The following is a 22,333-nucleotide window of genomic DNA, read 5'->3' as shown; positions in this document are numbered from 1 at the left end:
TACACTTAAGATATCCGTTCATTAACGACGGCAGGAAACAGTATGCGTAAACAATTTATTGCCGGTGCGGTTTGCCCGCACTGCCAGGAGAAAGACACGTTAGCGTTGTGGCGTGAAAACAATGTTGATGTGGTGGAATGCGTCGAGTGCGGCCATCAAATGCGCGAAGCGGATAAGCAAGTGCGCGATCAGGTGCGCAGCAATGAGCAAGTGATCGGCATTTTTCATCCTGAGTAGCGCAATGGCTCAGCTTTTTTTAAGCTTGAACTTACAGCGGGATTGAATTCCGCTACAATCGGCGCCATTAACGCTGAGCAGTATGCAGCAACACATTTGTTGGCATCCTCAGTCTTGAACCTTTCTGGTTGGTTATTGCTCGCAAAATTGACCAATGGGACGGGATCTTAGTTCTCAACGGTTAGGAGATATCATGAAAGTAGCAAAAGACCTGGTGGTGAGCCTGGCGTATCAGGTTCGTACCGAAGACGGTGTGTTGGTTGACGAGTCACCGGTGAGTGCACCGTTGGACTATCTGCACGGTCATGGTTCCCTGATTTCTGGTCTGGAAAAAGCGCTGGAAAATCATGATGTAGGCGATAAGTTTGACGTGCATATTCCGGCAAATGACGCTTATGGTCAGTACGATGACAACCTGGTACAGCGCGTACCAAAAGACGTGTTTATGGGCGTTGACGAACTGCAGGTTGGCATGCGCTTCCTGGCAGAAACCGATCAGGGTCCAGTACCGGTAGAAATCACCGAAGTTGAAGATGAGCACGTCGTGGTTGATGGTAACCACATGCTGGCGGGTCAGAACCTGAACTTCAACGTGGAAGTTGTCGCGATTCGCGCAGCGACCGAAGAAGAGCTGGCGCACGGTCATGTGCATGGCGCGGATGGTCATCATCACGATCATGACCACGACCATGGTCACGATCACGGCCAGGGCGGCTGTGGCACTGGCGGTTGCGGCTGCAGCCACTAAGCGGTGTGATGTCTGGCAAGGCCACCTTCGGGTGGCCTTTCTTTTTAATAATGCGGCGGGGGTGTTTCTTCTGATTGCGAGGCGATCATCGACGGCGCACTATCTTTCACTTTATCCACTAACAGACGGACCTGCTCACGCAGTCTGATCATCTCCAGCTCATGCTGAACCACCGTTTGATTGAGCTGATCGATGGTGTATTCCTGAAAAGCCAGCTTGCTCTCCAGCGTCTCAAGGCGTTGTTCCCATTCTGTTTGCTGCATGATCTTTCCTCATCTTCCGGTGCGGCGCGTTAATCTGTTTCGGGCGTGATTCTACGGCCTTTCGCTTCAGAATCACCTGATATTTTACCTTTACGCGGCACGCTACATTGAAATGGCGCATAACGCCTATATCTCTGATGAAACTTCCTGAAGCAAAAAAGGTCGGAGGTTGACCGGGTAATTACATTGTGGGAGTGTTCGCCGCTGCCACGTAAAGTTATAGTGTGGGCCTCAGTCCGCAATGATTCCCGAGGTGAGAGGCTTCGGTTTTGGAGAAAGGATGAATTCACTGTTTAAAGTCACATTGTTAGCTACCACCATGGCCTTCGCGCTGAATGCACCGCTGGCAATGGCAGCAGAAACTACCGCTGCTCCAGCAGACGCTGCTCAGGCCGCGCCGCAAGCACCGAAGAATGCTGCTTTCAAAAACGAAGACCAGCAATCAGCTTATGCGCTTGGTGCGTCCCTTGGTCGCTACATGGACAACTCTCTGAAGGAACAAGAGAAGCTGGGCATCAAACTGGATAAAGATCAGTTGATCGCAGGTGTTCAGGACGCATTTGGCGGTAAGAGCAAACTGTCCGATCAAGAGATTGAGCAAACTCTGCAGGCCTTTGAAGGCCGCGTAAAAGGCGCCGCTCAGGCGAAGATGGAAAAAGACGCGAAAGAGAACTCCGATAAGGGTTCAGCTTACGCCGACAAATTCGCTAAAGAAAAAGGCGTGAAGAAAACCGAATCGGGTCTGCTGTATCAGGTAGAGAAAGAAGGTACCGGTAGCGCGCCTAAAGACAGCGACACTGTGGTAGTAAACTACAAAGGTACGCTGATCGACGGTACTGAGTTCGATAACTCTTATACCCGTGGCGAGCCGCTGTCATTCCGTCTTGACGGTGTGATTCCTGGCTGGACCGAAGGTCTGAAGCACGTGAAGAAAGGCGGTAAGATTAAGCTGGTTATTCCACCAAACCTGGCTTACGGCAAAAATGGCGTTCCGGGTATTCCAGCTAACTCTACGCTGGTGTTCGATGTTGAACTGCTCGACATCAAACCCGCGCCTAAAGCCGATGAGAAAGCGCAGGCACCAGTCGCTGCCGATCAGAAAGCGCAGTAATTTGCACTTACTGTATTACGCCGCCTCCGGGCGGCGTTTTTATTTCTGAGAACAGAGTAAAGGTCTGGCTAAAGACCATGACATTTGCCAGACTAGCGCCTGCACAATTATCACAATATGAGTCTGCCCCAATGCTGTCGAGACAGGCTCCAGCCATTTAGGGTAATGTCTTCGATGTCTAATCCATTCAATCCCGGTGAACTGACTGACTTCGATTTACTGGAGCAACGTCCGTTCGAACAAGCTGATTACGATATTCTCAAATCCTACGAAGCTGTCGTTGACGGTCTGGCGATGCTTATTGGCTCGCACTGCGAAATCGTGCTGCACTCGCTGGAAGATTTGAAATGTTCCGCGGTGCGTATCGCTAACGGCGAACATACCGGACGTAAAGTGGGTTCACCGATTACCGATTTGGCACTGCGCATGCTGCACGATATGCATGGCGCCGATAGCAATGTTTCCAGGGCCTACTTCACGCGCGCGAAAAGTGGCGTGCTGATGAAATCTGTCACTATCGCGATTCGTAATCGCCAGCAGCGCGTCATTGGCTTGCTGTGCATCAACATGAACCTCGACGTGCCGTTCTCGCAGATTATGTCGACCTTTATGCCGCCGGAAATGCAGCAGGTTGACTCTAACGTTAACTTTGCCAGCTCGGTGGAAGATCTGGTGATGCAGACGTTAGAGTTCGCAATAGAAGAAGTGAGCGCTGACCGTAACGTTTCTAATAATGCCAAGAATCGTCAGATCGTCCTCAATATGTACGAGAAAGGTATTTTCGATATTAAAGACGCTATCAACCAGGTGGCCGATCGTCTCAATATCTCTAAGCACACGGTTTACCTCTACATTCGCCAGTTTAAAAGCGGCGATTTTCAGGGGCAGGATCGCTAATGCGCTACAGCTTGCTGGTCACCGGACCGGCATATGGCACCCAACATGCCAGCAGCGCGCTGCTGTTTGCCCGTGCGCTAGTGCAGGCGGGGCATCAGCTTGAAAGCGTATTCTTTTATCGCGAAGGCGTGTTGAATGCTAACCAACTGAGCGCGCCGGCCAGTGATGAAGTCGATATGGTGCGTGAATGGCAGCGGCTGCGCGATGAGAGCGGCACCGCACTGAACATCTGCGTGGCCGCTGCGTTACGGCGTGGCGTAACGGATGCACATGAAGCGACGCGTCTACAACTGGCGGGTAGCAATTTGCAGCCGGGTTTTGAACTTAGCGGCTTGGGCGCACTGGCGGAAGCCGCGCTCAGCTGCGATCGTCTGGTGCAATTCTGATGAATCGCGTAGCTTTTCTGTTTACTCAGGCTCCCCACGGCAGCAGCGCGGGCAGGGAAGGGCTGGATGCGGTTCTCGCGACCGGTGCGTTAAGCGAAGATATCGGTCTGTTCTTTATTGGTGATGGCGTGCTGCAACTTAATCGTGACCAACAGCCCGAGAAGATCCTGGCGCGCAACTATATCGCCACCTTCGGCGTGCTGGCACTCTACGACATCGATCAGTGCTTTGTTTGTGCTGATTCCCTGTTAGCGCGCGGGCAAAGTCTGACTGCCGAACGCGTGATGGCAGCAGAAGTGCTTGATGCCTCGTCGCTTCGTGAGAAGCTAGCCAGCTACCATCGTATTATACGATTCTGAGAACCGATCATGCTCTACACCCTGCTGCAATCTCCCTGGCAATGCGACATTGATAGCCTGCTGCTGCTATTACAGGAAGGCGACGACCTGCTTTTATTACAGGATGGCGTGACCGCGGCACTGGCCGGCAGCCAGATGTTAGTTAAGCTGAGCGCATCGCCGGCCACGCTTTGGGTATCAGAAGAAGATGTGGCGGCGCGCGGCCTGATTGAGCAAATTTCAACCAAAGTAGCACGTTTGGACTATACTGGTTTCGTTGCGTTGACGGCGAAGCATCAACAACAAGTGGCCTGGTAAGAGCGAAAACCTGGTTATTTCTTGACACCCTTTTGACACAGCCCTAAAATTCTGCCTCCTCGTAGTAATACGAGGCGATTTATTACGTGTTTACGAAGCAAAAAGCTAAATCCCAGGAGCTATTTAATGGCAACAGTTAACCAGCTGGTTCGCAAACCACGCGTACGCAAAGTTGCAAAGAGCAACGTGCCTGCGCTGGAAGCTTGCCCGCAGAAACGTGGTGTATGTACTCGTGTGTACACCACTACCCCTAAAAAACCAAACTCAGCACTGCGTAAAGTTTGCCGTGTGCGTTTGACTAACGGTTTTGAAGTTACCTCCTACATCGGCGGTGAAGGTCATAACCTGCAGGAGCACTCAGTGATCCTGATTCGTGGCGGTCGTGTTAAAGACTTGCCAGGTGTGCGTTACCACACCGTTCGTGGCGCGCTGGACTGCTCAGGTGTTAAAGACCGTAAGCAGTCACGCTCCAAGTACGGCGTGAAGAAGCCAAAGGCTTAATGGTTCTCCGTTAAGTAAGGCCAAACGTTTTAACTTAAATGTCAAACTAAACTCGTAGAGTTTTGGACAATCCTGAATTAACAACGGAGTATTTCCATGCCACGTCGTCGCGTCATTGGTCAGCGTAAAATTCTGCCGGATCCTAAGTTCGGATCAGAGCTGCTGGCTAAATTTGTAAATATCCTGATGGTAGATGGTAAAAAATCTACTGCTGAATCTATCGTCTATACCGCGCTTGATACCCTGGCTCAACGCGCTGGTAAAGATGGCCTGGAAGCGTTCGAGGTTGCTCTCGAAAACGTACGTCCGACTGTCGAAGTTAAGTCACGTCGCGTTGGTGGTTCTACCTACCAGGTTCCAGTTGAAGTCCGTCCGGTTCGTCGTAATGCCCTGGCAATGCGTTGGATCGTAGAAGCTGCTCGTAAACGCGGTGATAAATCTATGGCTCTCCGCCTGGCGAACGAACTTTCTGATGCTGCAGAAAACAAAGGTACTGCAGTTAAGAAACGTGAAGACGTTCACCGCATGGCTGAAGCCAACAAGGCGTTCGCACACTACCGCTGGTAACAGCAACGTAGTTGTTATTAACCCAGCGGGCGTCCCAGTGACTCACCTGCTGGGCTTTTTTAACTTAGAACGTCTAAGAATCAGAGGAATCAAATGGCTCGTAAAACACCCATTGAGCGCTACCGTAACATTGGTATCAGTGCCCACATCGACGCCGGTAAGACTACAACTACCGAACGTGTTCTGTTCTACACCGGTGTAAACCACAAAATCGGTGAAGTACATGACGGCGCAGCAACCATGGACTGGATGGAGCAGGAGCAGGAACGTGGTATTACCATCACGTCTGCTGCAACTACCTGTTTCTGGTCTGGTATGGCTAAGCAGTTTGAACCACACCACGTAAACATCATCGACACCCCGGGACACGTTGACTTCACCATCGAAGTTGAGCGTTCTATGCGTGTGCTTGATGGCGCAGTAATGGTTTACTGTGCAGTTGGTGGTGTTCAGCCACAGTCTGAAACCGTATGGCGCCAGGCTAACAAATATAAAGTTCCACGCATCGCGTTCGTTAACAAAATGGACCGCATGGGTGCTAACTTCCTGAAAGTTGTTGACCAGATGAAAGCGCGCTTGGGTGCAAACCCAGTTCCACTTCAGCTGGCTATCGGCGCAGAAGAAGGCTTCACCGGTGTTGTCGACCTGGTGAAAATGAAAGCGATCAACTGGAACGATGCCGATCAGGGCGTTACCTTCGTTTACGAAGATATTCCAGCTGATATGCAGGAACTGGCTGAAGAGTGGCGTGCGAATCTGGTTGAAGCCGCAGCTGAAGGTTCTGACGAGCTGATGGAGAAATTCTTCGGCGGTGAAGAGCTGACAGAAGAAGAGATCAAAACTTCTCTGCGTAAGCGCGTTCTGAAAAACGAAATCATCCTGGTTACCTGTGGTTCTGCATTTAAGAACAAAGGTGTTCAGGCGATGCTGGATGCGGTAGTTGAATACCTGCCAGCACCGACTGACGTTACCGCGATTAACGGTATGCTGGACGACGGTAAAGACACCCCGGCTGAGCGTCATTCCGATGACAAAGAGCCGTTTGCTGCACTGGCGTTCAAAATTGCTACCGACCCGTTTGTTGGTAACTTGACCTTCTTCCGCGTTTACTCTGGTGTTGTTAACACTGGTGACACCGTGTTCAACCCGGTTAAGTCAAACCGTGAGCGTCTGGGCCGTATCGTTCAGATGCACGCTAACAAACGTGAAGAGATCAAAGAAGTTCGTGCGGGCGATATCGCCGCAGCGATCGGTTTGAAAGACGTGACTACTGGTGACACCCTGTGTGACCCAGACAACGTCATCATTCTTGAGCGTATGGAATTCCCTGAGCCGGTAATCTCTATCGCCGTTGAGCCGAAAACCAAAGCTGACCAGGAAAAAATGGGTCTGGCTCTGGGTCGTCTGGCGAAAGAAGATCCATCATTCCGTGTTTGGACTGATGAAGAAACCAACCAGACCATCATCGCTGGTATGGGTGAGCTGCACCTCGACATCATCGTTGACCGCATGAAGCGTGAATTCAACGTTGAAGCGAACGTCGGTAAACCTCAGGTTGCTTACCGTGAAGCAATTCGCGCGAAAGTTACCGATATCGAAGGTAAACACGCCAAGCAGTCTGGTGGTCGTGGTCAGTACGGTCATGTTGTTATCGACATGTACCCACTGGAGCCGGGCGTTAACCCGAAAGGCTACGAATTTGTCAACGATATCAAGGGCGGTGTGATTCCAACTGAATACATCCCTGCGGTTGATAAAGGCCTGCAGGAGCAGCTGAAGTCAGGTCCTCTGGCCGGTTATCCGGTAGTAGATCTGGGTGTTCGTCTGCACTTCGGTTCATACCATGATGTCGACTCCTCTGAGCTGGCATTTAAACTGGCTGCTTCTTTGGCCTTTAAAGATGGCTTTAAGAAAGCACAACCTGTGCTGCTTGAGCCAATCATGAAGGTTGAAGTAGAGACTCCGGAAGAGAACACCGGTGACGTTATCGGTGACCTTAGCCGTCGTCGTGGTATGCTCAAAGGACAGGAATCTAACGCTACTGGCGTTCAGATCCATGCTGAAGTTCCACTGTCTGAAATGTTCGGATATGCAACTCAGCTGCGTTCTCTGACCAAAGGCCGTGCTTCTTACTCCATGGAGTTCCTGAAGTACGATGATGCGCCGAACAACGTCGCTCAGGCCGTTATTGAAGCTCGTAGCAAATAAGCTACGGTTTAAAAATTGTGAACTGATGCCTTCATGACTCATGAAGGCACAACGTAAGGAATTATCGCCATGGCGAAAGAGCAATTTCAGCGTAACAAACTGCACGTAAACGTGGGCACCATCGGTCACGTCGACCACGGTAAAACCACCCTGACTGCAGCAATCACTACCGTTCTGGCTAAAACCTACGGTGGTAAAGCAAGCAAGTTCGACGAGATCGATAAGGCGCCAGAAGAGAAAGCGCGTGGTATCACCATCAACACTTCTCACGTTGAATATGAAACCCCGACTCGCCACTATGCGCACGTTGACTGCCCAGGGCACGCCGACTATGTGAAAAACATGATCACCGGTGCTGCGCAGATGGACGGCGCGATCCTGGTTGTTGCTGCGACTGACGGCCCAATGCCTCAGACCCGTGAGCACATCCTGCTGGGTCGTCAGGTTGGCGTTCCTTACATCATCGTGTTCCTGAACAAGTGCGACATGGTTGATGATGAAGAGCTGCTGGAACTGGTTGAGATGGAAGTACGTGACCTGCTGTCAGCATATGACTTCCCGGGCGACGACACTCCAATCGTACGCGGTTCTGCTCTGAAAGCGCTGGAAGGCGAAGCTGAGTGGGAAGCTAAGATCATTGAACTGGCTGAGCATCTGGATACCTACATCCCAGAGCCAGTACGTGCAATCGACCTGCCGTTCCTGCTGCCAATCGAAGACGTATTCTCAATCTCAGGCCGTGGTACTGTTGTTACCGGTCGTGTTGAGCGCGGTATCGTTAAAGTGGGCGACGAAGTTGAAATCGTGGGTATCAAGGCGACTGTTAAGTCTACCTGTACCGGCGTTGAAATGTTCCGCAAACTGCTGGACCAGGGTCAGGCTGGCGAGAACTGTGGCGTTCTGCTGCGTGGTATTAAGCGTGAAGATATCCAGCGTGGTCAGGTTCTGGCTAAGCCGGCTTCAATCAAGCCGCATACCAAGTTCACTTCAGAAGTGTACGTTCTGTCTAAAGATGAAGGCGGCCGTCATACTCCGTTCTTCAAAGGCTACCGTCCACAGTTCTACTTCCGTACCACTGACGTGACCGGCAACGTTGAGCTGCCAGAAGGCGTTGAGATGGTAATGCCAGGCGACAACGTTCAGATGACCGTTGAGCTGATCCACCCAATCGCGATGGATGAAGGCTTGCGCTTCGCTATCCGTGAAGGCGGCCGTACTGTTGGTGCGGGTGTTGTTGCTACAATTATCGCTTAATTGCGTTAATGTCGGAGGCTGCCAAGGTAGCCTCCGCAGCACAAAAGAGAGCACTTCGGTGCTCTTTTTTTATGTCTGAATCCTGCCGTTTCGATTAATCCCACATAAAAGCTGCGTTTGAAATAAAAACCATTCTCATTTACAATTTGATCATAAATTGTACGGAGGTCCGCAGTAAATGTACGTCTGCTTGTGTAATGCCGTGAGTGATAAAACCCTCCGCGAAGTGGTTCGCCGCTATCAACCTAAATCAATTCAGCAGCTGCGCCAGCTGGTTCCCATTGGCAAGCAGTGCGGGAAATGTGTGCGCTTTGCACGAGAAATTATGGAAGATGAATTACAGCAGGTGCCTCTCTACAAAGAAATTGCATGACCGCCTAATTGTACGCCTGCAATAACCACAATAACTGTCGCGTTTTTTTGACTTCCTTTCATCCGCATCTACGCTCTATTTAGTTGGAAGCGGAGGAAGCAAAATGAAGGGCGATGGTAAAATCATAAGTCATCTCAATAAATTGCTGGGGAATGAACTGGTTGCAATTAATCAGTACTTCCTTCATGCGCGTATGTTCAAAAATTGGGGACTGACTCGACTCAATGACGTTGAATATCATGAGTCGATCGATGAGATGAAGCATGCGGATAAGTACATTGAACGCATTCTTTTTCTCGAAGGGATTCCTAATCTGCAAGACCTCGGTCGATTACGTATTGGTGAAGACGTACCGGAAATGCTGCAGTCTGACCTTGCATTAGAACTGGAAGGCGCAAAGGATTTACGCGAAGCGATAGCCTATGCCGACAGGGTGCATGATTACGTCAGCAGAGACATGATGATTGAGATTCTTGCGGAAGAGGAGGGGCACATAGATTGGTTGGAAACTGAACTCGACCTGGTGCAAAAGCTCGGTCTGCAAAATTATCTTCAGTCTCAACTAAAAGAGCAGAACGAACATTAGCCTTATGACCAACATGCAATCTCGTGCAAGCCCGCCACAATCAAAATGGATTGTCGCGGGCTTTTTTAGGTCAAAAGCCAGATTGATGTGGTTAAAAACACAACACGGGTTGCTTCCTAAACAGATCTAAGTATAATGCGCGGGCCTGCCGATATTGGTGCGGCGCGATTCGAGCAGAATCGCAGGGGATAGCAGTTGATGTATCGCCTAACAATACTCCCAAATGTGGAGTTATATGCTGAACGATTACACTCCTCCATCAATCGTAATGGATGCGGGTAGTAATTCTTTTCGTTTATAAAATGTTTGGAGCCTTGGTCTCATGTCGAACCAAAGAATCCGTATCCGTCTTAAAGCGTTTGATCATCGCCTGATCGATCAATCAACCGCGGAAATCGTTGAGACTGCCAAGCGCACTGGTGCGCAGGTACGTGGTCCGATCCCGCTGCCAACCCGCAAAGAGCGTTTTACCGTTCTGATCTCTCCGCACGTTAACAAAGACGCGCGTGATCAGTACGAAATCCGCACTCACAAGCGTCTGGTAGACATCGTTGAGCCAACTGAAAAAACCGTTGATGCTCTGATGCGTCTGGACCTGGCTGCCGGTGTTGACGTGCAGATCAGCCTGGGTTAATCAGGTCATCGAGCGATTGAGAGGTTGATACAATGATTGGTTTAGTCGGTAAAAAAGTGGGTATGACCCGCATCTTCACTGAAGATGGCGTTTCAATCCCAGTAACCGTTATCGAAGTTGAAGCAAACCGCGTTACTCAGGTCAAAGGCCTGGACAACGATGGTTACCAAGCTATCCAGGTTACCACCGGTGCTAAAAAAGCAAGCCGTGTGAGCAAGCCTGAAGCAGGTCATTTTGCTAAAGCTGGCGTTGACGCTGGCCGTGGTCTGTGGGAATTCCGCACCGAAGGTGAAGATTTCTCTGTTGGCCAGAGCATCAGTGTTGAAATTTTCGCTGACGTTAAAAAAGTAGACGTTACCGGTACCTCTAAAGGTAAAGGTTTCGCAGGTACCGTTAAGCGCTGGAACTTCCGTACCCAGGACGCTACACACGGTAACTCCTTGTCACACCGCGTTCCGGGTTCTATCGGTCAGAACCAGACTCCGGGCAAAGTGTTCAAAGGCAAGAAAATGGCTGGTCAGCTGGGTAATGAGCGTGTAACCGTTCAGAGCCTGGAAGTAGTACGTGTTGACGCTGAGCGCAACCTGCTGCTGGTCAAAGGTGGCGTCCCGGGTGCAACTGGGTGCGATCTGATTGTTAAACCAGCTGTGAAGGCGTAAGGGGATAGCAATGGAATTAGTACTGAAAGACGCGCAGAGCGCGCTGACTGTTTCCGAAACTACCTTCGGTCGTGATTTCAACGAAGCGCTGGTTCACCAGGTTGTTGTTGCTTATGCCGCTGGTGCTCGTCAGGGTACTCGTGCGCAGAAAACTCGTGCTGAAGTAACTGGTTCAGGCAAAAAGCCTTGGCGCCAGAAAGGTACCGGCCGTGCGCGTTCAGGTTCTGTTAAGAGCCCGATCTGGCGTTCAGGTGGCGTGACCTTCGCTGCGCGTCCACAGGACCACAGTCAAAAAGTTAACAAAAAGATGTACCGCGGCGCGCTGAAAAGCATTCTGTCCGAACTGGTACGTCAGGACCGTCTGATCGTTGTCGAGACGTTCTCTGTAGAAGCGCCTAAAACTAAGCTGCTGGTACAGAAACTGAAAGACATGGCGCTGCAAGATGTGCTGATCATCACCGGTGAACTGGATGAGAATCTGTTCCTGGCTGCGCGTAACCTGTACAAGGTTGACGTGCGTGATGCAGCGGGTATCGACCCAGTTAGCCTGATCGCCTTCGACAAAGTCGTTATGACTGCGGAAGCAGTTAAGCAAGTTGAGGAGATGCTGGCATGATCCGTGAAGAACGTCTGCTGAAAGTAGTGCGTGCACCGCACGTATCAGAAAAAGCATCTACTGCGATGGAAAAAACCAATACCATCGTTCTCAAAGTTGCTAAAGACGCGACCAAAGCAGAGATCGTTGCTGCTGTTGAGAAACTGTTCGAAGTAGAAGTTAAAGACGTAAACACCCTGGTAGTTAAAGGGAAAGTTAAGCGTCACGGACAGCGTATCGGTCGTCGTAGCGACTGGAAAAAAGCTTACGTCACCCTGAAGGAAGGCCAGAATCTGGACTTCGTCGGCGGCGCTGAGTAAGTCGGAGGAGAAAGACAATGGCAGTTGTTAAATGTAAACCGACATCTCCGGGTCGTCGTCACGTAGTTAAAGTGGTGAACCCAGAGCTGCACAAGGGCAAACCATTTGCCCCGCTGGTAGAAAAAAACAGCAAATCCGGTGGTCGTAACAACAATGGTCGTATCACTACCCGTCATATCGGTGGTGGTCACAAGCAGGCTTACCGTATTGTTGACTTCAAACGCAACAAAGATGGTATCCCAGCAGTTGTTGAGCGTCTTGAGTACGATCCGAACCGTTCTGCGAACATCGCACTGGTTCTGTACAAAGATGGCGAACGCCGTTACATCCTGGCCCCTAAAGGCCTGAAAGCCGGCGACCAGATTCAATCTGGCGTTGATGCTGCGATTAAAGCAGGTAACACTCTGCCGATGCGTAACATCCCGGTGGGTTCTACCGTTCATAACGTAGAAATGAAACCAGGCAAAGGCGGTCAGATTGCTCGCTCAGCTGGTACTTACGTGCAGATCGTTGCGCGTGAAGGTTCCTACGTAACCCTGCGTCTGCGTTCAGGCGAAATGCGCAAAGTTGAATCCGAATGTCGTGCAACTCTCGGCGAAGTCGGCAACTCTGAGCACATGCTGCGCGTGCTGGGTAAAGCTGGTGCAACCCGTTGGCGTGGTGTTCGTCCTACCGTTCGCGGTACTGCGATGAACCCAGTCGATCACCCGCACGGTGGTGGTGAAGGTCGTAACTTTGGTAAGCACCCGGTAACTCCGTGGGGCGTTCAGACCAAAGGTAAGAAGACCCGTAGCAACAAGCGTACTGATAAATTTATCGTACGTCGCCGTAGCAAATAATTTTAGAGGATAAGCCATGCCACGTTCTCTCAAGAAAGGTCCTTTTATTGACCTGCACTTGCTGAAGAAGGTAGAGAAAGCGGTGGAAAGCGGTGACAAGAAGCCCCTGCGCACTTGGTCCCGTCGTTCAACGATCTTCCCTAACATGATCGGTTTGACCATCGCTGTCCATAATGGTCGTCAGCACGTTCCTGTCTTTGTTTCCGACGAAATGGTCGGCCACAAACTGGGTGAATTTGCACCGACACGTACTTATCGCGGCCATGCTGCAGATAAGAAAGCCAAGAAGAAATAAGTAGGAGGAAGAGATGGAAACTATTGCTCAACATCGCCATGCTCGTTCTTCTGCTCAGAAGGTTCGCCTGGTGGCAGACCTGATTCGCGGTAAGAAAGTGTCGCAGGCTCTGGATATTCTGACCTACACCAACAAGAAAGCTGCTGTGTTGGTTAAGAAAGTCCTGGAATCTGCCATTGCGAACGCCGAACACAACGATGGCGCTGATATCGACGATCTGAAAGTCGCGAAAATCTTCGTAGACGAAGGCCCAAGCATGAAGCGCATTATGCCGCGTGCGAAAGGTCGTGCAGATCGCATCCTGAAGCGCACCAGCCACATTACTGTGGTTGTGTCCGATCGCTGAGACTCTGGAGACTAGCAATGGGTCAGAAAGTACATCCTAATGGTATTCGCCTGGGTATTGTAAAACCATGGAACTCTACCTGGTTTGCGAACACCAAAGAATTCGCTGACAACCTGGACAGCGATTTTAAAGTCCGTCAGTTCCTGACTAAGGAACTGTCTAAAGCGTCTGTATCTCGTATCGTTATCGAGCGTCCGGCTAAGAGCATCCGTGTGACTATTCACACTGCTCGCCCGGGTATCGTTATCGGTAAGAAAGGTGAAGACGTAGAAAAACTGCGTACGGTCGTCGCGAAAATCGCTGGCGTTCCTGCACAGATCAACATCGCCGAAGTCCGTAAGCCGGAACTGGACGCTAAATTGGTTGCTGATAGCATCACTTCACAGCTGGAGCGTCGTGTGATGTTCCGTCGTGCTATGAAGCGTGCTGTACAGAACGCAATGCGTCTGGGCGCGAAGGGTATTAAAGTTGAAGTCAGCGGCCGTTTGGGCGGAGCCGAGATCGCACGTACCGAATGGTACCGTGAAGGTCGCGTACCGTTGCACACACTGCGTGCAGACATTGACTACAACACCTCTGAAGCGCACACCACTTATGGTGTAATCGGCGTTAAGGTATGGATCTTCAAAGGCGAGATCCTGGGTGGTATGGCTGCTGTTGAACAACCGGAACCGGCTGCTCAACCTAAAAAGCAGCAGCGTAAAGGCCGTAAGTAAGGAGAGTCGCTGATGTTACAACCAAAGCGTACGAAATTCCGTAAAGTGCACAAAGGCCGCAACCGTGGTCTGGCGCAAGGTACGGATGTCAGCTTCGGTACTTTCGGTCTGAAAGCTGTTGGCCGTGGTCGTCTGACTGCTCGTCAGATCGAAGCAGCACGTCGTGCTATGACCCGTGCAGTTAAGCGTCAAGGTAAAATTTGGATCCGTGTATTCCCGGACAAACCAATTACCGAGAAGCCGCTGGAAGTGCGTATGGGTAAAGGTAAGGGTAACGTGGAGTATTGGGTTGCCCTCATTCAACCGGGTAAAGTCCTGTATGAAATGGACGGCGTTCCGGAAGAGCTGGCCCGTGAAGCCTTCAAGCTGGCAGCAGCAAAACTGCCTATCAAAACCACCTTTGTTACTAAGACGGTGATGTAATGAAAGCAAATGAGCTGCGTGAAAAAAGCGTTGAAGAGCTGAACACTGAGCTACTTAACCTGCTGCGTGAGCAGTTTAACCTGCGCATGCAAGCAGCATCCGGCCAACTTCAGCAAACCCATCTGCTGAAAGAAGTGCGCCGTAATGTTGCACGTGTTAAGACTTTACTGACTGAGAAGGCGGCGTAATGACCGATAAAATCCGTACTCTGCAGGGTCGTGTTATTAGTGACAAAATGCAGAAATCTGCAGTTGTTGCTATCGAACGTGTCGTGAAACACCCGATCTACGGTAAATTCATCAAGCGTACGACTAAGCTGCACATCCATGACGAGAACAACGAATGCGGTATTGGTGACGTGGTTGAAATCCGCGAAACTCGTCCGCTGTCTAAGACTAAGTCTTGGACGTTGGTTCGCGTTGTAGAGAAAGCGGTTCTGTAATAGAATCCGCTTCCTCTAAAAAATAAAATGAACGGCTCGTCTGAGCCGTTCATTTTTTCTACCCATGTGCGAGAACCGGTGTTATAATGCCGCGCCCTCAATTATGGGGCTTTTTAACGACCTGAGGTTTGGGTCCCGAAGTAGTAGTTGACATTAGCGGAGCACTAAAATGATCCAAGAACAGACTATGCTGAACGTCGCCGACAACTCCGGTGCACGTCGCGTAATGTGTATCAAGGTTCTGGGTGGCTCGCACCGTCGCTACGCAGGCGTCGGCGATATCATCAAAGTGACCATCAAGGAAGCAATTCCTCGTGGCAAGGTGAAAAAAGGTGATGTCCTGAAAGCGGTAGTGGTGCGCACCAGGAAGGGTGTTCGTCGCCCGGACGGTTCTGTCATTCGCTTCGATGGTAATGCATGCGTTATTTTAAACAATAACAGCGAGCAACCTATCGGTACGCGTATTTTTGGGCCGGTAACTCGTGAACTTCGTACTGAAAAGTTCATGAAAATTATCTCTCTGGCACCAGAAGTACTCTAAGGAGCGAGCAATGGCAGCGAAAATCCGTCGTAACGACGAAGTTATCGTGCTTACCGGCAAAGACAAAGGTAAACGCGGTAAAGTAAAGAATGTCCTGACTTCTGGTAAGGTCATCGTTGAAGGTATCAACCTGGTTAAGAAACATCAGAAGCCGGTCCCGGCCCTGAACCAACCAGGTGGCATCGTTGAAAAAGAAGCAGCTATTCAGGCTTCCAACGTTGCACTCTTCAATGCGGCAACCGGCAAGGCTGACCGTGTAGGCTTTAGATTCGAAGACGGCAAAAAAGTCCGTTTCTTCAAGTCTAATAGCGAAACTATCAAGTAATTTGGAGTAGTACGATGGCGAAACTGCATGATTACTACAAAGACGAAGTAGTCCAGAAACTCATGACAGAGTTCGGCTACAATTCTGTCATGCAAGTCCCTCGGGTCGAGAAGATCACCCTGAACATGGGTGTTGGTGAAGCGATCGCTGACAAGAAACTGCTGGATAACGCAGCAGCTGACCTGGCAGCAATCTCCGGTCAAAAACCGCTGATCACCAAAGCACGCAAATCAGTTGCAGGCTTCAAAATCCGTCAGGGCTATCCGATCGGCTGTAAAGTAACTCTGCGCGGCGAGCGCATGTGGGAGTTCTTTGAGCGTCTGATCACTATTGCTGTACCTCGTATCCGTGACTTCCGTGGTTTATCTGCGAAGTCTTTCGACGGTCGTGGTAACTACAGCATGGGCGTTCGTGAGCAGATCATCTTCCCAGAAATCGATTATGACAAAGTCGATCGCGTTCGTGGTTTGGATATCACCATTACCACTACTGCGAAATCTGATGATGAAGGCCGTGCTCTGCTGGCTGCCTTTGAATTCCCGTTCCGCAAGTAAGGCAGGGTTACTTAATGGCTAAGCAATCTATGAAAGCACGCGAAGTTAAGCGTGTGAAATTAGCAGACAAGTTCTTCGCTAAACGTGTTGAACTGAAAGCGATCATTTCTGATGTGAACGCTTCCGACGAAGACCGTTGGGATGCCGTTCTCAAGCTGCAGAGTCTGCCGCGTGATTCCAGCCCTTCACGTCAGCGTAACCGCTGCCGTCAGACAGGTCGTCCGCACGGTTTCCTGCGGAAGTTTGGGTTGAGCCGTATCAAGGTCCGTGAAGCCGCAATGCGCGGTGAAATCCCGGGTCTTAAAAAGGCTAGCTGGTAATTGTCACCATTTGAATCACGGGAGTAACACAGATGAGCATGCAAGATCCGATCGCGGATATGCTGACCCGTATCCGTAACGGTCAGGCCGCGAACAAAGTTGCGGTCTCTATGCCTTCCTCCAAGCTGAAAGTGGCAATTGCCAACGTGCTGAAGGAAGAAGGCTATATTGAAGATTTTAAAATCGAAGGCGACATCAAGTCTGAACTGGAAGTAACACTTAAGTATTTCCAGGGCAAGGCTGTGGTAGAGAGCATTCAGCGTGTTAGCCGTCCAGGTCTGCGCATCTATAAGAAAAAAGATGAGCTGCCAAAAGTAATGGCTGGTCTGGGCATCGCTGTAATCTCTACCTCTAAAGGTGTCATGACTGATCGTGCAGCGCGCCAAGCTGGTCTTGGTGGCGAAATTATCTGCTACGTAGCGTAATCGGAGGATAAAATGTCTCGTGTTGCAAAAGCACCTGTCGTTGTTCCTGCGGGCGTAGAGGTAAAACTCAACGGTCAGGAAGTTTCGATTAAAGGCAAAAACGGCGAGCTGACTCGTACTATCAACAGTGCTGTAGAAGTTAAGCATGCAGACAACGCCCTGACTTTCGCCCCGCGCGAAGGTTATGCGGATGGTTGGGCACAAGCAGGTACTGCTCGTGCGCTGCTGAACGGCATGGTTATCGGTGTTACCGAAGGCTTCACCAAGAAGCTGCAACTGGTTGGTGTTGGTTATCGTGCAGCTGTTAAAGGCAACTCTGTGAGCTTGGCCCTGGGCTTCTCTCACCCTGTTGACCATGCACTGCCGGCCGGCATCACTGCTGAATGTCCAACTCAGACTGAGATCGTGCTGAAAGGCGCTGATAAACAGCTGATTGGTCAGGTTGCAGCTGATCTGCGCGCCTACCGTCGTCCTGAGCCTTATAAAGGCAAGGGTGTTCGTTACGCCGACGAAGTCGTGCGTACCAAAGAGGCTAAGAAGAAGTAAGGTAACACTATGGATAAGAAATCTGCTCGTATCCGTCGTGCGACCCGTGCACGTCGCAAGCTCAAAGAGCTGGGTGCTACTCGCCTGGTGGTACATCGTACCCCGCGTCATATCTACGCACAGGTGATCGCCCCGAACGGTTCCGAAGTTCTGGTTGCTGCTTCTACTGTAGAAAAAGCTATTGCCGAACAACTGAAGTATACCGGTAACAAAGACGCCGCTGCAGCTGTAGGTAAAGCTCTGGCTGAGCGCGCTGTTGAGAAAGGCATCAAAAATGTCTCTTTCGACCGTTCCGGGTTCCAATATCATGGTCGTGTCCAGGCACTGGCAGATGCTGCCCGTGAAGCTGGCCTTCAGTTCTAAGGTAGAGGTCTAAGATGTCAAACATCGAGAAACAAGCTGGCGAACTGCAGGAAAAACTGATCGCGGTAAACCGTGTATCTAAAACTGTAAAAGGTGGTCGTATTTTCTCCTTCACCGCACTGACTGTAGTGGGTGATGGTAATGGCCGCGTTGGTTTTGGTTACGGTAAAGCGCGTGAAGTTCCAGCAGCGATCCAGAAAGCGATGGAGAAAGCCCGTCGCAATATGATTAACGTCGCGCTGACTCACGGCACCCTGCAGCACCCTGTTAAAGGTGCGCACACAGGTTCTCGTGTGTTCATGCAGCCGGCTTCTGAAGGTACCGGTATCATTGCCGGCGGTGCAATGCGCGCCGTTTTAGAAGTCGCTGGAGTACATAACGTTCTGGCTAAAGCGTATGGTTCTACTAACCCGATTAACGTGGTTCGTGCAACTATCGATGGCCTGGGCAATATGAATTCTCCGGAAATGGTCGCTGCCAAGCGTGGTAAATCCGTTGAAGAAATTCTGGGGTAATCACGATGGCTAAGACAATTAAAATTACACAAACTCGTAGTTCAATCGGCCGCTTGCCTAAGCATAAAGCGACTCTGGTTGGCTTGGGTCTGCGTCGCATCAATCACACCGTTGAGCGTGAAGATACGCCAGCAGTACGCGGTATGATTAACGCGATTTCCTACATGCTGAAAGTGGAGGAGTAAGAGATGCGTTTAAACACTCTGTCTCCGGCCGAAGGGTCTAAACACGCTTCTAAGCGTCTGGGTCGTGGTATCGGTTCTGGCCTCGGTAAAACTGGTGGTCGTGGTCACAAAGGTCAGAACTCTCGTTCTGGCGGTGGCGTACGTCGCGGTTTCGAGGGTGGTCAGATGCCTCTGTATCGTCGTCTGCCGAAATTCGGTTTCACCTCTCGCAAAGCAATGATCACTACAGAAGTTCGTCTGTCTGATCTGGCGAAAGTTGAAGGCGGTATTGTTGACCTGAATACGCTGAAAGCGGCCAATATTATCGGTGTTCAGATTGAATTCGCGAAAGTGATTCTTTCTGGTGAAGTTTCTGCACCGGTAACGGTTCGCGGTCTGCGTGTCACCAAAGGTGCTCGTGCTGCAATCGAAGCTGCTGGCGGTAAAATCGAGGAATAAGTAGCAGATGGCAAAGCAACCGGGATTAGATTTTCAAAGTGCCAAAGGTGGCTTTGGTGAACTGAAGCGCAGACTGTTGTTTGTAATCGGTGCACTCATTGTCTTCCGCATTGGCTCTTTTATTCCAATCCCCGGTATCGATGCCACTGTACTTGCCAAACTGCTTGAGCAACAGCGTGGCACCATCATTGAAATGTTTAACATGTTCTCTGGTGGTGCTCTCAGTCGTGCCTCAATCTTCGCGCTGGGAATTATGCCGTACATTTCGGCATCTATTATTATCCAGCTGCTGACGGTGGTTCATCCAGCGTTAGCTGAGATTAAGAAAGAGGGTGAAGCTGGTCGTCGTAAGATTAGCCAGTACACTCGCTACGGCACACTGGTTCTGGCTGTATTCCAGTCGATCGGTATAGCTACCGGTTTACCGAATATGCCTGGAATGCAGGGACTGGTTATGAATCCAGGCTTTGCATTCTACTTTACCGCTGTTGTAAGTCTGGTTACCGGGACAATGTTCCTGATGTGGCTGGGCGAACAGATTACTGAACGAGGTATCGGTAACGGTATCTCGATCATTATCTTCGCTGGTATCGTTGCGGGTCTCCCGCCGGCCATTGGCCATACCATTGAGCAAGCGCGGCAAGGTGACCTGCACTTCCTTCTGTTGCTGTTGGTTGCAGTTCTAGTATTTGCAGTGACGTTCTTTGTTATTTTCGTTGAGCGTGGCCAGCGCCGCATCGTGGTCAACTACGCCAAACGTCAGCAAGGTCGTCGTGTATATGCTGCACAGAGCACACATTTACCGTTGAAAGTGAACATGGCGGGCGTAATCCCAGCTATTTTTGCTTCCAGCATTATTCTGTTCCCAGCGACCATAGCATCATGGTTCGGGGGCGGAACCGGTTGGAACTGGCTGACAACAATTTCGCTGTATTTGCAACCAGGACAGCCGCTTTATGTGCTACTCTATGCGACTGCAATCATCTTCTTCTGTTTCTTCTACACGGCGTTGGTATTCAACCCACGTGAAACAGCAGATAACCTGAAGAAGTCTGGTGCATTCGTACCGGGAATTCGTCCGGGAGAGCAAACGGCGAAGTACATCGATAAAGTAATGACACGTCTGACCTTAATCGGCGCACTGTATATTACTTTTATCTGCCTGATCCCGGAGTTCATGCGTGATGCTATGAAAGTTCCATTCTACTTTGGCGGTACATCGCTGCTCATCGTAGTGGTCGTCATCATGGACTTTATGGCTCAAGTGCAAACTCTGATGATGTCGAGTCAGTACGAGTCTGCATTGAAGAAAGCAAACCTGAAGGGCTACGGCCGTTAATTTGGGTGCTTGAGAAGTTACGGAGAGTAAAAATGAAAGTTCGTGCTTCCGTCAAGAAATTATGTCGTAACTGCAAAATCATTCGTCGCGACGGTGTCGTGCGTGTGATCTGCAGCGCCGAGCCAAAGCATAAACAGCGCCAAGGCTGATATTGTCACATATTTTTCTTGCAAAGTCGGGTTGAGCTGGCTAGATTAGCCAGCCAATCTTTTGTATGTCGATGCGTTACCATTTGAGTATCCTGAAAACGGGCTTTTCAGCATGGGACGCATTTGTTTAATTATAGGAGTGCATAGTGGCCCGTATAGCAGGCATTAACATTCCTGATCAAAAACATACCGTTATCGCATTAACTTCGATTTTCGGTATCGGTAAAACTCGTTCTAAAGCCATCTGCGCTTCAACGGGTATTGCTGAAAATGTTAAGATCAGAGAGCTGTCTGAAGAACAAATTGAACAGCTGCGTGAAGCAGTTGGTAAATTCGTTGTTGAAGGTGATCTGCGCCGTGAAATCACCCTGAGCATCAAGCGTCTGATGGACCTTGGTTGCTATCGTGGTTTACGCCATCGTCGTGGTCTGCCAGTTCGCGGTCAGCGTACTAAGACCAATGCACGTACCCGTAAGGGTCCGCGTAAACCGATCAAGAAATAATCGGGGTGAGTAAATAATGGCAAAGGCACCAGTTCGTGCACGTAAGCGTGTAAGAAAACAAGTCTCAGATGGCGTGGCTCATGTCCATGCATCTTTTAACAACACCATCGTTACCATTACTGATCGTCAGGGTAACGCACTGGGTTGGGCAACCGCCGGTGGTTCCGGTTTCCGCGGTTCACGTAAATCTACTCCGTTTGCTGCTCAGGTAGCTGCAGAGCGCTGTGCAGAAGCAGTGAAAGATTACGGTATTAAGAATCTGGAAGTTATGGTTAAGGGTCCAGGTCCAGGTCGCGAATCAACAATTCGTGCTCTGAACGCTGCTGGTTTCCGCATCACTAATATTACTGATGTGACTCCAATCCCTCACAACGGTTGTCGTCCGCCGAAAAAACGTCGCGTTTAACGCCCGTTTTTAGGTTAGTTGGAGAAAGAAAATGGCAAGATATTTGGGTCCTAAGCTCAAGCTGAGCCGTCGTGAGGGTACCGACTTATTCCTTAAGTCTGGCGTTCGCGCGATCGATACCAAGTGCAAAATTGAACAACCACCTGGTCAGCATGGTGCGCGCAAACCGCGTCTGTCTGACTACGGCGGCCAGTTGCGTGAAAAGCAGAAAGTTCGTCGTATGTACGGCGTGCTGGAGCGTCAGTTCCGTAACTACTATAAAGAAGCAGCACGTCTGAAAGGCAACACAGGTGAAAACCTGCTGGCTCTGCTGGAAGGTCGTCTGGATAACGTTGTTTACCGTATGGGCTTTGGTGCAACTCGTGCAGAAGCACGCCAGTTGGTTAGCCATAAATCTATCCTGGTGAACGGTCGCGTTGTTAACATCGCTTCTTATCAGGTATCTCCGAATGATGTCGTAAGCATCCGTGAGAAAGCCAAACAGCAATCTCGCGTGAAGGCCGCTCTGGAGCTGGCTGAGCAGCGTGAAAAGCCAACCTGGCTGGAAGTTGATGCTACTAAGATGGAAGGTGTGTTCAAGCGTATTCCTGAGCGTACCGATCTGTCTGCGGACATTAACGAACACCTGATCGTCGAGCTTTACTCCAAGTAAAGCTTAGTACCAAAGA

40 protein-coding genes are annotated in these 22,333 nt (G+C 50.3%); 39 read left to right on the top strand and 1 reads right to left on the bottom strand.

The window, feature by feature from the left end; all coding sequences use genetic code 11:
• Positions 1 to 42: 42 nt before the first annotated feature.
• Both WH298_RS07910 and slyD read left to right on the top strand, forming a co-directional pair.
• The gene (locus WH298_RS07910) at positions 43 to 237 is read left to right on the top strand and encodes a YheV family putative zinc ribbon protein (protein WP_007892203.1); all 195 of its coding nucleotides are present in this window, start codon (positions 43 to 45) and stop codon (positions 235 to 237) included.
• Between the two features lie 193 nt (positions 238 to 430).
• Positions 431 to 985, top strand: coding sequence for a peptidylprolyl isomerase (slyD, locus tag WH298_RS07905; protein ID WP_049851962.1), 555 nt, complete (start codon positions 431 to 433; stop codon positions 983 to 985).
• A gap of 44 nt (positions 986 to 1,029) precedes the next feature.
• Here slyD and WH298_RS07900 read toward each other — a convergent pair whose 3' ends face one another.
• Positions 1,030 to 1,248 (bottom strand): protein SlyX, encoded by a 219-nt coding sequence (locus WH298_RS07900; protein WP_180822600.1) that lies wholly within the window; start codon positions 1,246 to 1,248, stop codon positions 1,030 to 1,032.
• Positions 1,249 to 1,528: 280 nt separating this feature from the next.
• Here WH298_RS07900 and fkpA point away from each other — a divergent pair, with 280 nt between their 5' ends.
• The 37 genes from fkpA (at position 1,529) to rpsD (ending at position 22,317) form a co-directional block, all read left to right on the top strand.
• Positions 1,529 to 2,359, top strand: coding sequence for an FKBP-type peptidyl-prolyl cis-trans isomerase (gene fkpA / locus WH298_RS07895; protein ID WP_007886239.1), 831 nt, complete (start codon positions 1,529 to 1,531; stop codon positions 2,357 to 2,359).
• A 174-nt stretch (positions 2,360 to 2,533) separates the two neighbouring features.
• Positions 2,534 to 3,256: a helix-turn-helix transcriptional regulator gene (locus WH298_RS07890; protein WP_007886240.1), complete on the top strand. Its 723-nt coding sequence runs from the start codon at positions 2,534 to 2,536 to the stop codon at positions 3,254 to 3,256.
• Positions 3,256 to 3,642: a sulfurtransferase complex subunit TusD gene (gene tusD / locus WH298_RS07885; protein WP_180822599.1), complete on the top strand. Its 387-nt coding sequence runs from the start codon at positions 3,256 to 3,258 to the stop codon at positions 3,640 to 3,642. Before WH298_RS07890 ends, tusD begins: the two co-directional genes overlap by 1 nt.
• The gene (gene tusC / locus WH298_RS07880) at positions 3,642 to 4,001 is read left to right on the top strand and encodes a sulfurtransferase complex subunit TusC (protein WP_007886242.1); all 360 of its coding nucleotides are present in this window, start codon (positions 3,642 to 3,644) and stop codon (positions 3,999 to 4,001) included. Before tusD ends, tusC begins: the two co-directional genes overlap by 1 nt.
• A 9-nt stretch (positions 4,002 to 4,010) precedes the next feature.
• On the top strand, positions 4,011 to 4,298 hold the full coding sequence (tusB, locus tag WH298_RS07875; protein WP_180822598.1) for a sulfurtransferase complex subunit TusB: 288 nt from the start codon (positions 4,011 to 4,013) through the stop codon (positions 4,296 to 4,298).
• A gap of 126 nt (positions 4,299 to 4,424) precedes the next feature.
• On the top strand, positions 4,425 to 4,799 hold the full coding sequence (gene rpsL, locus WH298_RS07870; protein WP_006120575.1) for a 30S ribosomal protein S12: 375 nt from the start codon (positions 4,425 to 4,427) through the stop codon (positions 4,797 to 4,799).
• Between the two features lie 96 nt (positions 4,800 to 4,895).
• Entirely contained in the window at positions 4,896 to 5,366 is a 471-nt protein-coding gene (rpsG, locus tag WH298_RS07865) for a 30S ribosomal protein S7 (protein WP_007886246.1), read from the top strand.
• 93 nt (positions 5,367 to 5,459) lie between these two features.
• On the top strand, positions 5,460 to 7,574 hold the full coding sequence (gene fusA / locus WH298_RS07860) for an elongation factor G (RefSeq protein ID WP_064739692.1): 2,115 nt from the start codon (positions 5,460 to 5,462) through the stop codon (positions 7,572 to 7,574).
• Between the two features lie 69 nt (positions 7,575 to 7,643).
• Positions 7,644 to 8,828, top strand: coding sequence for an elongation factor Tu (gene tuf, locus WH298_RS07855; RefSeq protein WP_180822597.1), 1,185 nt, complete (start codon positions 7,644 to 7,646; stop codon positions 8,826 to 8,828).
• 178 nt (positions 8,829 to 9,006) lie between these two features.
• Positions 9,007 to 9,201 carry a bacterioferritin-associated ferredoxin gene (gene bfd, locus WH298_RS07850; RefSeq protein WP_007891645.1) on the top strand — a complete coding sequence of 65 codons (195 nt, stop codon included), beginning with the start codon at positions 9,007 to 9,009 and terminating at the stop codon, positions 9,199 to 9,201.
• A gap of 103 nt (positions 9,202 to 9,304) precedes the next feature.
• Positions 9,305 to 9,787, top strand: coding sequence for a bacterioferritin (gene bfr / locus WH298_RS07845; protein WP_007891646.1), 483 nt, complete (start codon positions 9,305 to 9,307; stop codon positions 9,785 to 9,787).
• A gap of 322 nt (positions 9,788 to 10,109) precedes the next feature.
• A complete protein-coding gene (gene rpsJ / locus WH298_RS07840; protein WP_006120582.1) occupies positions 10,110 to 10,421 on the top strand; it encodes a 30S ribosomal protein S10 in 312 nt (103 codons plus the stop codon).
• Between the two features lie 32 nt (positions 10,422 to 10,453).
• Positions 10,454 to 11,080 (top strand): 50S ribosomal protein L3, encoded by a 627-nt coding sequence (rplC, locus tag WH298_RS07835; protein WP_008104741.1) that lies wholly within the window; start codon positions 10,454 to 10,456, stop codon positions 11,078 to 11,080.
• Between the two features lie 10 nt (positions 11,081 to 11,090).
• Positions 11,091 to 11,696 carry a 50S ribosomal protein L4 gene (gene rplD / locus WH298_RS07830; RefSeq protein WP_007891650.1) on the top strand — a complete coding sequence of 202 codons (606 nt, stop codon included), beginning with the start codon at positions 11,091 to 11,093 and terminating at the stop codon, positions 11,694 to 11,696.
• The gene (gene rplW, locus WH298_RS07825; protein ID WP_007891652.1) at positions 11,693 to 11,995 is read left to right on the top strand and encodes a 50S ribosomal protein L23; all 303 of its coding nucleotides are present in this window, start codon (positions 11,693 to 11,695) and stop codon (positions 11,993 to 11,995) included. Before rplD ends, rplW begins: the two co-directional genes overlap by 4 nt.
• A 17-nt stretch (positions 11,996 to 12,012) precedes the next feature.
• Positions 12,013 to 12,834, top strand: a complete 822-nt coding sequence (rplB, locus tag WH298_RS07820) for a 50S ribosomal protein L2 (protein WP_007891654.1) — start codon at positions 12,013 to 12,015, stop codon at positions 12,832 to 12,834.
• A 16-nt stretch (positions 12,835 to 12,850) separates the two neighbouring features.
• Positions 12,851 to 13,129, top strand: coding sequence for a 30S ribosomal protein S19 (rpsS, locus tag WH298_RS07815; protein WP_001138115.1), 279 nt, complete (start codon positions 12,851 to 12,853; stop codon positions 13,127 to 13,129).
• 13 nt (positions 13,130 to 13,142) lie between these two features.
• Positions 13,143 to 13,475, top strand: a complete 333-nt coding sequence (gene rplV / locus WH298_RS07810; protein WP_007891659.1) for a 50S ribosomal protein L22 — start codon at positions 13,143 to 13,145, stop codon at positions 13,473 to 13,475.
• Between the two features lie 17 nt (positions 13,476 to 13,492).
• On the top strand, positions 13,493 to 14,191 hold the full coding sequence (gene rpsC / locus WH298_RS07805; RefSeq protein ID WP_007891660.1) for a 30S ribosomal protein S3: 699 nt from the start codon (positions 13,493 to 13,495) through the stop codon (positions 14,189 to 14,191).
• A 12-nt stretch (positions 14,192 to 14,203) separates the two neighbouring features.
• On the top strand, positions 14,204 to 14,614 hold the full coding sequence (gene rplP / locus WH298_RS07800; protein ID WP_002438716.1) for a 50S ribosomal protein L16: 411 nt from the start codon (positions 14,204 to 14,206) through the stop codon (positions 14,612 to 14,614).
• Positions 14,614 to 14,802, top strand: coding sequence for a 50S ribosomal protein L29 (rpmC, locus tag WH298_RS07795; RefSeq protein ID WP_007891662.1), 189 nt, complete (start codon positions 14,614 to 14,616; stop codon positions 14,800 to 14,802). Before rplP ends, rpmC begins: the two co-directional genes overlap by 1 nt.
• Complete coding sequence (gene rpsQ, locus WH298_RS07790) at positions 14,802 to 15,056, top strand: 30S ribosomal protein S17 (RefSeq protein WP_007891663.1); 255 nt, start codon at positions 14,802 to 14,804, stop codon at positions 15,054 to 15,056. The genes rpmC and rpsQ overlap by 1 nt, the downstream gene beginning before the upstream one ends.
• A 169-nt stretch (positions 15,057 to 15,225) precedes the next feature.
• The gene (gene rplN, locus WH298_RS07785) at positions 15,226 to 15,597 is read left to right on the top strand and encodes a 50S ribosomal protein L14 (RefSeq protein WP_006120590.1); all 372 of its coding nucleotides are present in this window, start codon (positions 15,226 to 15,228) and stop codon (positions 15,595 to 15,597) included.
• 10 nt (positions 15,598 to 15,607) lie between these two features.
• The gene (gene rplX / locus WH298_RS07780) at positions 15,608 to 15,922 is read left to right on the top strand and encodes a 50S ribosomal protein L24 (RefSeq protein ID WP_007891664.1); all 315 of its coding nucleotides are present in this window, start codon (positions 15,608 to 15,610) and stop codon (positions 15,920 to 15,922) included.
• A gap of 14 nt (positions 15,923 to 15,936) precedes the next feature.
• Entirely contained in the window at positions 15,937 to 16,476 is a 540-nt protein-coding gene (gene rplE, locus WH298_RS07775) for a 50S ribosomal protein L5 (protein WP_007891665.1), read from the top strand.
• Positions 16,477 to 16,490: 14 nt separating this feature from the next.
• Positions 16,491 to 16,796 carry a 30S ribosomal protein S14 gene (gene rpsN, locus WH298_RS07770; RefSeq protein WP_007891666.1) on the top strand — a complete coding sequence of 102 codons (306 nt, stop codon included), beginning with the start codon at positions 16,491 to 16,493 and terminating at the stop codon, positions 16,794 to 16,796.
• 32 nt (positions 16,797 to 16,828) lie between these two features.
• Positions 16,829 to 17,221: a 30S ribosomal protein S8 gene (gene rpsH / locus WH298_RS07765; protein ID WP_007891668.1), complete on the top strand. Its 393-nt coding sequence runs from the start codon at positions 16,829 to 16,831 to the stop codon at positions 17,219 to 17,221.
• Between the two features lie 12 nt (positions 17,222 to 17,233).
• A complete protein-coding gene (gene rplF / locus WH298_RS07760; RefSeq protein WP_007891676.1) occupies positions 17,234 to 17,767 on the top strand; it encodes a 50S ribosomal protein L6 in 534 nt (177 codons plus the stop codon).
• 9 nt (positions 17,768 to 17,776) lie between these two features.
• Complete coding sequence (rplR, locus tag WH298_RS07755; RefSeq protein WP_007891678.1) at positions 17,777 to 18,130, top strand: 50S ribosomal protein L18; 354 nt, start codon at positions 17,777 to 17,779, stop codon at positions 18,128 to 18,130.
• Between the two features lie 14 nt (positions 18,131 to 18,144).
• The gene (gene rpsE / locus WH298_RS07750; protein ID WP_007891679.1) at positions 18,145 to 18,645 is read left to right on the top strand and encodes a 30S ribosomal protein S5; all 501 of its coding nucleotides are present in this window, start codon (positions 18,145 to 18,147) and stop codon (positions 18,643 to 18,645) included.
• Positions 18,646 to 18,650: 5 nt separating this feature from the next.
• Positions 18,651 to 18,830, top strand: coding sequence for a 50S ribosomal protein L30 (gene rpmD / locus WH298_RS07745; RefSeq protein WP_007891681.1), 180 nt, complete (start codon positions 18,651 to 18,653; stop codon positions 18,828 to 18,830).
• 3 nt (positions 18,831 to 18,833) lie between these two features.
• Positions 18,834 to 19,268, top strand: coding sequence for a 50S ribosomal protein L15 (gene rplO / locus WH298_RS07740; protein ID WP_007891684.1), 435 nt, complete (start codon positions 18,834 to 18,836; stop codon positions 19,266 to 19,268).
• Positions 19,269 to 19,275: 7 nt separating this feature from the next.
• On the top strand, positions 19,276 to 20,607 hold the full coding sequence (gene secY, locus WH298_RS07735) for a preprotein translocase subunit SecY (protein WP_007891686.1): 1,332 nt from the start codon (positions 19,276 to 19,278) through the stop codon (positions 20,605 to 20,607).
• A gap of 32 nt (positions 20,608 to 20,639) precedes the next feature.
• The gene (gene rpmJ, locus WH298_RS07730) at positions 20,640 to 20,756 is read left to right on the top strand and encodes a 50S ribosomal protein L36 (protein WP_004160566.1); all 117 of its coding nucleotides are present in this window, start codon (positions 20,640 to 20,642) and stop codon (positions 20,754 to 20,756) included.
• Positions 20,757 to 20,902: 146 nt separating this feature from the next.
• Positions 20,903 to 21,259: a 30S ribosomal protein S13 gene (gene rpsM / locus WH298_RS07725; protein WP_034830736.1), complete on the top strand. Its 357-nt coding sequence runs from the start codon at positions 20,903 to 20,905 to the stop codon at positions 21,257 to 21,259.
• A 16-nt stretch (positions 21,260 to 21,275) separates the two neighbouring features.
• Positions 21,276 to 21,665 carry a 30S ribosomal protein S11 gene (gene rpsK, locus WH298_RS07720; protein WP_004160563.1) on the top strand — a complete coding sequence of 130 codons (390 nt, stop codon included), beginning with the start codon at positions 21,276 to 21,278 and terminating at the stop codon, positions 21,663 to 21,665.
• A 31-nt stretch (positions 21,666 to 21,696) separates the two neighbouring features.
• Positions 21,697 to 22,317, top strand: a complete 621-nt coding sequence (gene rpsD, locus WH298_RS07715) for a 30S ribosomal protein S4 (protein WP_007891687.1) — start codon at positions 21,697 to 21,699, stop codon at positions 22,315 to 22,317.
• The last annotated feature ends 16 nt before the right edge of the window (positions 22,318 to 22,333 follow it).

Origin of the sequence: Pantoea nemavictus (genome assembly GCF_037479095.1) — a bacterium.
GTDB classification, from domain to species: domain Bacteria; phylum Pseudomonadota; class Gammaproteobacteria; order Enterobacterales; family Enterobacteriaceae; genus Pantoea; species Pantoea nemavictus.
This window is presented reverse-complemented; position numbering and strand designations above follow the sequence as displayed.